At 60.1% G+C, this 6,267-nt stretch carries 6 protein-coding genes and 1 tRNA gene; 6 read left to right on the forward strand and 1 reads right to left on the reverse strand.

Annotated features, from left to right (window positions below):
* Positions 1–502 (reverse strand): flippase-like domain-containing protein (locus tag KJ624_04160; protein MBU2009024.1); only part of this gene is annotated, 502 nt, incomplete at its 3' end.
* A gap of 667 nt (positions 503–1,169) precedes the next feature.
* Between KJ624_04160 and KJ624_04165 the strand changes: the two genes are divergently transcribed.
* From KJ624_04165 to sucD, 6 genes are all read left to right on the forward strand, one after another.
* A complete protein-coding gene (locus KJ624_04165) occupies positions 1,170–2,360 on the forward strand; it encodes an ABC transporter permease (GenBank protein ID MBU2009025.1) in 1,191 nt (396 codons plus the stop codon).
* Between the two features lie 9 nt (positions 2,361–2,369).
* Positions 2,370–3,059 (forward strand): ABC transporter ATP-binding protein, encoded by a 690-nt coding sequence (locus tag KJ624_04170; GenBank protein ID MBU2009026.1) that lies wholly within the window; start codon positions 2,370–2,372, stop codon positions 3,057–3,059.
* Positions 3,060–3,073: 14 nt separating this feature from the next.
* Entirely contained in the window at positions 3,074–3,733 is a 660-nt protein-coding gene (locus tag KJ624_04175) for a DUF2318 domain-containing protein (protein ID MBU2009027.1), read from the forward strand.
* Between the two features lie 213 nt (positions 3,734–3,946).
* Positions 3,947–4,035: transfer RNA gene (locus KJ624_04180), tRNA-Ser, on the forward strand.
* Positions 4,036–4,047: 12 nt separating this feature from the next.
* On the forward strand, positions 4,048–5,208 hold the full coding sequence (gene sucC, locus KJ624_04185; GenBank protein ID MBU2009028.1) for an ADP-forming succinate--CoA ligase subunit beta: 1,161 nt from the start codon (positions 4,048–4,050) through the stop codon (positions 5,206–5,208).
* Positions 5,205–6,086, forward strand: coding sequence for a succinate--CoA ligase subunit alpha (gene sucD, locus KJ624_04190; GenBank protein ID MBU2009029.1), 882 nt, complete (start codon positions 5,205–5,207; stop codon positions 6,084–6,086). The genes sucC and sucD overlap by 4 nt, the downstream gene beginning before the upstream one ends.
* The last annotated feature ends 181 nt before the right edge of the window (positions 6,087–6,267 follow it).

Raw genomic sequence — 6,267 nt, forward strand, 5'->3', positions numbered from 1 at the left:
GCACGGAGAGAAAGATGCCCCCCTGCCTCCACAACCCCACCCCGGAGATGATAAGCAGGAGAAGAACAGTAACCAGGTCCAGGACCCTCTCCGCCACCACCGTCCCCAGTGCTCTGGGGAAGCTGGCCCCCGTGTCCTCTTTCAGCAGGTAGGCCCGGTAGGCGTCCCCCAGGCGGGCATAGAGGACGCAGTTGGCGAAGAAATTGATAATGAATATGGAGGTGAGCCTCCGGATGGTGGGGAGGCGAGAGGCCTCATAGCCCACGTTGACCAGCAACAGCCTCCACCGCCAGGCCCTCAGGGGAAAGCTGGCGTAATATGCCAGGAAAGCCAGGAGGTAGAGGAATGGGTTTACCCCCTTTATCCTGGCCCAGGTAGCCGAGAGGTCCACATCCAGCCGGAAGAGGAGGAAGACGAGAAAGCCCAGGGCCAGGGCAAAGGAGAGAAGGGTGCGCAGGTTCAGGAAGCGCCTTTTTAGAGAGACCTCCGGCGGCTCTGCCATCAGGGCCATTCTATCAGAAATTCAAAGCCTCATCTCGTTGACACATAAGGTGAAAGATGGTAACATATGGTTACACTGGGAATGAGGAGCGGTAGTTGAGGGGTTCGGAGGACTTGGCCCGAGGACGGATTGTGCAGCAAAGGTCCGTGAAGGCCGTCTGTCTTCTGGTTTTCATCGTGGTGGTGTCGCTCATTGGCGCAACACCCGTTTGCGCTCAATCTATGGAGGGGATGGGTAGAGGTCACTCCTGCGCCGGGCAGGAGAACGCGCCGGTTCCGTCTTGTTTGCTGACCCCGGAGTGCCCGCTTTCTCACTCCGCAGCGGCAAGTGTGCTTCCATCCCCCAGTCGCCTTACTCTGAGCAAGGTCATCCCCCTGGTCAGACTCCCCGAAAATCTGACCCTGACCTTCTTTGAGGCGAAGGGGTGCCTTGACCAGGATACGCCTCAGGAATTCTCCGCCCCCCCTTGTGCTCGGTACCGCTGCCGTAGTTCCCTCAGGTCCGAAGAACCTCCTCAAACCTAGATCCCATAAAGCCTTCGCTGACTATCGATTGCGGCAACCTTACTCTTTCCACTCGTTTGTTGTCTGAATCATAGGAAGCCGAAGGCTCACCAGTCCACATCACCCTGATTTCTCATGTGGTCTTTTTGAAGAGGAGGAGGTAGATGAAACTATATCAGGTGGTTCTGAAAGACATCAGGCGCCGTAAGCGACGAGTTCTGTACGCTGTCCTCGGCGTAGTCATAGGTACGATGACGGTAGTGAGCATACTGACTGTAGCTGCTGCCGGTCAGGCCAGAATCACAGCCCAGCTGGAGAAATACGGTGCCAATCTCAGCGTCATGCCCGCGACGAAGACCATCGACAACGGGCTCGGCGACCTGAGTCTCGGAACGATGAACCTGGGAGACAACTATATCAGCGAGGACAAGGTTCCCCAGATCAGGCAGATAGCCGATCACATGATCAAGGAGGCGCTGGGAATCACCGAACCAGGCAACATTGCCAGCATCGCACCAAAGCTGTTCGTGAACGCAGATATCAAAGGGGCTCAGGTAGTTGCGGTAGGTATTGACCCTGAAGAACAGTTCAAAGTAAACACGTGGTGGCAGGTTGCCAAAGGGGAGTACCTTGATACCGGTGACCAGGCCCTGCTGGGGTCTCAAGCTGCGGCTATGCTCAAGCTCGACGTCGGTGACGCAGTTTCTCTTAACGGCAGGACACTGACTGTGGTTGGCATTCTCCATGACACGGGCGCCGGTGATGACTACCAGGCCTTCGTTCCGCTGGCGACCCTCCAGGGAGCATACAACAAGCATGGCTTGATATCTTCTGTGGATATTCGGGCCCTGTGCAATGCGTGCCCTGTTGAGATTATTGCTGACGGCATCAACCAGAACATCTCCGGAGTCCGCGCCGTTGCGGTGAAGCAAATTGCCGACTCTGAGATGGGCATGCTGCAAAAGATTGGCAAATTCATGCTGGCCCTGGCCGGGGTCAGCCTGGTGGTCGGCGGCTTCGGCGTATTTAACACTCTCCTGACCTCAATCAATGAGAGGATAAGGGACCTGGCAATCATGAGGGCGGTGGGGGCGTCTGGAGGCCAGATAACCAAGGCCCTCATCTACGAGGCTATAGTGGTTGGTGTCGCCGGCGGTGTGCTGGGCTACGGTGCAGGAACACTGTTGGCCTATGCAATCGGACCGCTGATATTCGAAGGCACGAGTATTCTGTTCGTTGCCCCTTATTTGCCGCTATCGATAGGGTTGGCCATACTGATTTCTCTACTAGCTACCCTCTATCCGGCAATGCGGGCTACCAGAGTGAAAATAGCTGACTGCTTCAGGGCAGTCTAGGAGGCGAAGATGTTAGAGGTGAATTGTATCACCAAGATTTTCGGCGGCGGGGAGGCTAGAGCCGTCGCCCTTAACGACGTGTCATTCAATGTCAACGATGGCGACTATATCGCAGTTATGGGGCCATCGGGCAGCGGGAAGTCAACGCTGCTCAATGTGATAGGCGGCCTCGAAAGGCCCTCTTCTGGTGAGGTTATCCTGAACGGCCAGCGAATCGACAACCTGGACGAAGACAAGCTGGTTAACGTCCGAAGAGGGAAGATAGCCTACGTTTTCCAGCAATATCACCTGTTGCGCTCCTTGACCGCTCTGGAGAATGTACTGCTGCCGCTCACGTTCTCCGGCAGCAACGGCAAACGGGCACGAGCCATGGAACTGCTTGAACGGATGGGGTTGGGGAAGCGGGCCAATCATACACCAAACCAGCTGAGCGGAGGGGAGCAGCAAAGAGTCGCCATTGCCCGGGCGTTGATTTGTGACCCCGCGCTTGTGCTGGCCGATGAACCGACGGGCAACATCGACCAGAGGAACGGAAAGGCAATTCTGGACATATTCGACCAGCTAAACAGGGAAGGGAGGACCATCGTCATGGTTACTCATAACCGCGAGGCAGCCGAGCGTGCCAGGGAAATCATCATCCTCCGCGATGGGCAGATAGCGCAGCGGACCAAGAATACGAACTGTGCTCCGAGTAAGTGAAAGGAGGTCTAAAAGTGAATTCGCGGTGGTTTCTAGCTGCAGTGATTGCCAGCGGGATGCTGGTGGCTGCCTGTGGCCGAGGGGCCAAAGCCCCAACGCCCACGCCTGCCCTTGCGCCGGCTCGCGCCTCAGCACCTACTGCCGGTCCGACCCCAACGCCTACCCTTGCTCCGAGCCCGGCGCCTACCGCAACTCCCACCCCAACTCCTGCCCCTACCGCAACTCCTACTCCTACTCCAACGCCTACCACCACGGGGCCTTCGTCAAGGAGCAATGTGGCCTATCGTCCCAAAACGGTCACGCCGCAGATTTCCGGCACAACGGTGTCCATATCCGCCGAGGAAGTTGGACGCAACGGGATAGAGAACTTCTCTGCCAGTTCACCAGCCGGCAACATGCCCTTTATGGCATACCAGCTTGACGGGAAGTACTACGTCCGGGCAGCCGTTTGTGTCCCCTGCGGGGGAAGGAGCTTTACCCTGAAGAACGGAACGTTGATTTGTGACAGCTGCGGGACGGTGTTTAACGCCAGCACAGGGATTGGCATCAGAGGCGTTTCCGCTTGCATGTCATACGCGAAGAAAGCGGCAGCCTACACGATTGACGGCGGCAACATCGTCATGAGTATGGATGACCTGACAACGGCCTATCGGAATACTCTTAACCGGAAGTAGGGCCAGAAGCCAACCCGGGGGCAGATTGCAGCGCCGCTAGTAATCTGCAACCCCGACGGGTGTGCATCCCAAGATGGTGAGTGAAAGGCTGGGCCACAGCGGCTTGAGGGATGGCTTCAGGCAGCCCTGGCTGCACTGCCAGAAAAAGCGGTTGGGTAGCAATCCGTCAGCGATTGTGGACTTTCGGGCGAGAATAGGCGAGAATTCGTATTTGGAGGGGTGGCCGAGAGGACTATGGCGGCGGTCTTGAAAACCGCTCTCGCCTCTGGCGAGCGTGGGTTCGAATCCCACCCCCTCCGCCAGCTTGGAGTCCGATGAAAATTCATGAATACCAGGCCAAGGGCCTTCTGGCCCAGTACCGCATCCCCATCCCCAGGGGAAGGGCCGCCAGGAGCCTCCAGGAGGCCCGGGAGATAGCCCGGGAGCTGGGCACAAAGGTGGTCCTCAAGGCGCAGGTCCACGCCGGGGGAAGGGGGAAGGGGGGTGGGATAAGGCAGGCCGACACCCCTCATGAGGCCGAGGCCATAGCCAGGGCCTTGCTGGGGAAGAGGCTGGTTACCTCCCAGACGGGGCCTGGCGGCCTGCCCGTCAACGAGGTCCTGGTGGAGGAAGCGGCAGAGATCCGCAGGGAGCTCTACCTGGGAATCGCCCTGGACCGGAAGGCGGGGCTGCCGGTGGTCTTGGCCAGCCCCTCAGGGGGGATGGACATTGAGCAGATGGCCCGGGACATCCCCGAGAGGGTCTTCCGGGCCGGGATAGACCTCCCCCTCTCCGCCCGTCCCTCTACCGGCCGGAAGCTGGCGGTGGCCCTGGACCTGGAGCCGGGCCTTCTGGGACCTTTCTCGGATATTGTCTGCCGTCTTCTGAAGCTCTACTGGGAGAAGGACTGTTCCCTGGCGGAGATAAATCCCCTGGCCCTGACCGCCAGGGGAAAGCTCCTGGCCCTGGATGCCAAGCTCATCTTTGACGATAACGCCCTCTTTCGTCACCCGGAGCTCCAGCAGCTCCGGGACCCAGAGCAGGAGGACCCCCGGGAGCGGGAGGCCCTCTCCCTGGGGTTGAGGAACTACGTCAGGCTGGACGGGAATATAGGCTGCATGGTCAACGGGGCCGGCCTGGCGATGGCGGTGATGGACCTTATCACCCTGGCGGGGGGCCGGCCGGCCAACTTCCTGGATATCGGCACCCTCAACACCCCAGAGCGGGTGGTCAACGCCTTCAAAGTCCTTGTGGCTGACCCCGGTGTGAGGGCGGTCCTGGTGAATATCTTCGGGGGGATGGCGCGGGTGGACGTCATCGCCCGGGGGATGGTTGAGGCCTTCAAGAGCCTGGACATCCGCTTCCCCGTTGTGGTGAGGCTGGCGGGGACAAACGCGGAGGAGGGGCAGAGGATTCTTGAGGAATCCAGGTTGCCCCTCATCTTCGCCGGCGACATGGGGGATGCCGCAAGGAAGGCGGTGGAAGCGGCCCGGTGAGCATCCTGATAGATGAAAGGACGCTGGTCCTGGTCCAGGGCATCACGGGGGGGGAGGGGAGCTTTCACACCCGGCGCATGCTGGAATACGGCACAAAGGTAGTGGCGGGGGTAACGCCCGGTAAAGGAGGAAGCTCGGTCCACGGCGTCCCGGTCTTCAACACCGTGGAGCAGGCGGTAAGGGAAACACGGGCCGACGCCAGCATCATCTTTGTCCCCGCCCCCTTCGCCGCCGATGCCATCCTGGAGGCCGCCGATGCGGGGCTATCCCTGGTGGTCTGTATCACCGAGGGCATCCCGCTCCGTGACATGGTCCTGGTCCTGAAACATATCAGGGAGAAGGGGGTGCGCCTTATCGGCCCCAACTGCCCCGGCGTCATTTCACCCGGGAAGGGCAAGATGGGCATCATGGCCGGGGATATCCATATGCCGGGGCTGGTGGGGGTGGTCTCCCGCAGCGGCACCTTGACCTACGAGGCGGTGGCCCAGCTCACCGCCCTGGGGCTGGGCCAGTCCACCTGCGTGGGCATCGGCGGCGACCCCCTGCCAGGCTCCAGCTTTGTGGACATCCTTGAGCTCTTTGCCCGGGACCCCCAGACGGAGGCGGTGGTCCTCATCGGGGAAATCGGAGGGGCCTATGAGCAGGAGGCGGCGGAGTATATCAACAAGGGGGGCTTCCCCAAACCGGTGGTGGCCTTTGTAGCCGGGGCCACCGCCCCCCCAGGCCGGCGCATGGGCCACGCCGGGGCCATAATCTCCGGGGGAGGGGAATCGGCCCGGGACAAGATAGACGCCCTGGCCCAGGCCGGGGCCGCCATAGCCCCCAGCCCCGCCGAAATCGGCCTCACTGTAAAAAAGATGCTGGAAAGCGTGGGGTAGCCTATATTCCTAAAGAACAACGGATATGACGAAAGCCACTCTGATTAGGGTCAGACACATGTCGGACACTGGCAAGGGAGATGAAGGGGCGATATGCTGGGGTTTCGATGGGTGTTTATGGGGCCATTCTGCCGGGAGCGGCGCGCCTGGCACGGCTCCTGGCAGAGCCCTCTGAGGAAGC

The sequence above is a fragment of the Chloroflexota bacterium genome (assembly GCA_018825785.1).
In the GTDB taxonomy this organism is placed as follows: Bacteria; Chloroflexota; Dehalococcoidia; order JACVQG01; family JAHKAY01; genus JAHKAY01.

What these genes read in the sequence shown, in the direction of transcription:
- KJ624_04170 (MBU2009026.1), top strand. Translation starts at nt 2,370, where the DNA reads ATGTTAGAGGTGAATTGTATCACCAAGATTTTCGGCGGCGGGGAGGCT.
- KJ624_04165 (MBU2009025.1), top strand. Translation starts at nt 1,170, where the DNA reads ATGAAACTATATCAGGTGGTTCTGAAAGACATCAGGCGCCGTAAGCGA.
- sucC (MBU2009028.1), top strand. Translation starts at nt 4,048, where the DNA reads ATGAAAATTCATGAATACCAGGCCAAGGGCCTTCTGGCCCAGTACCGC.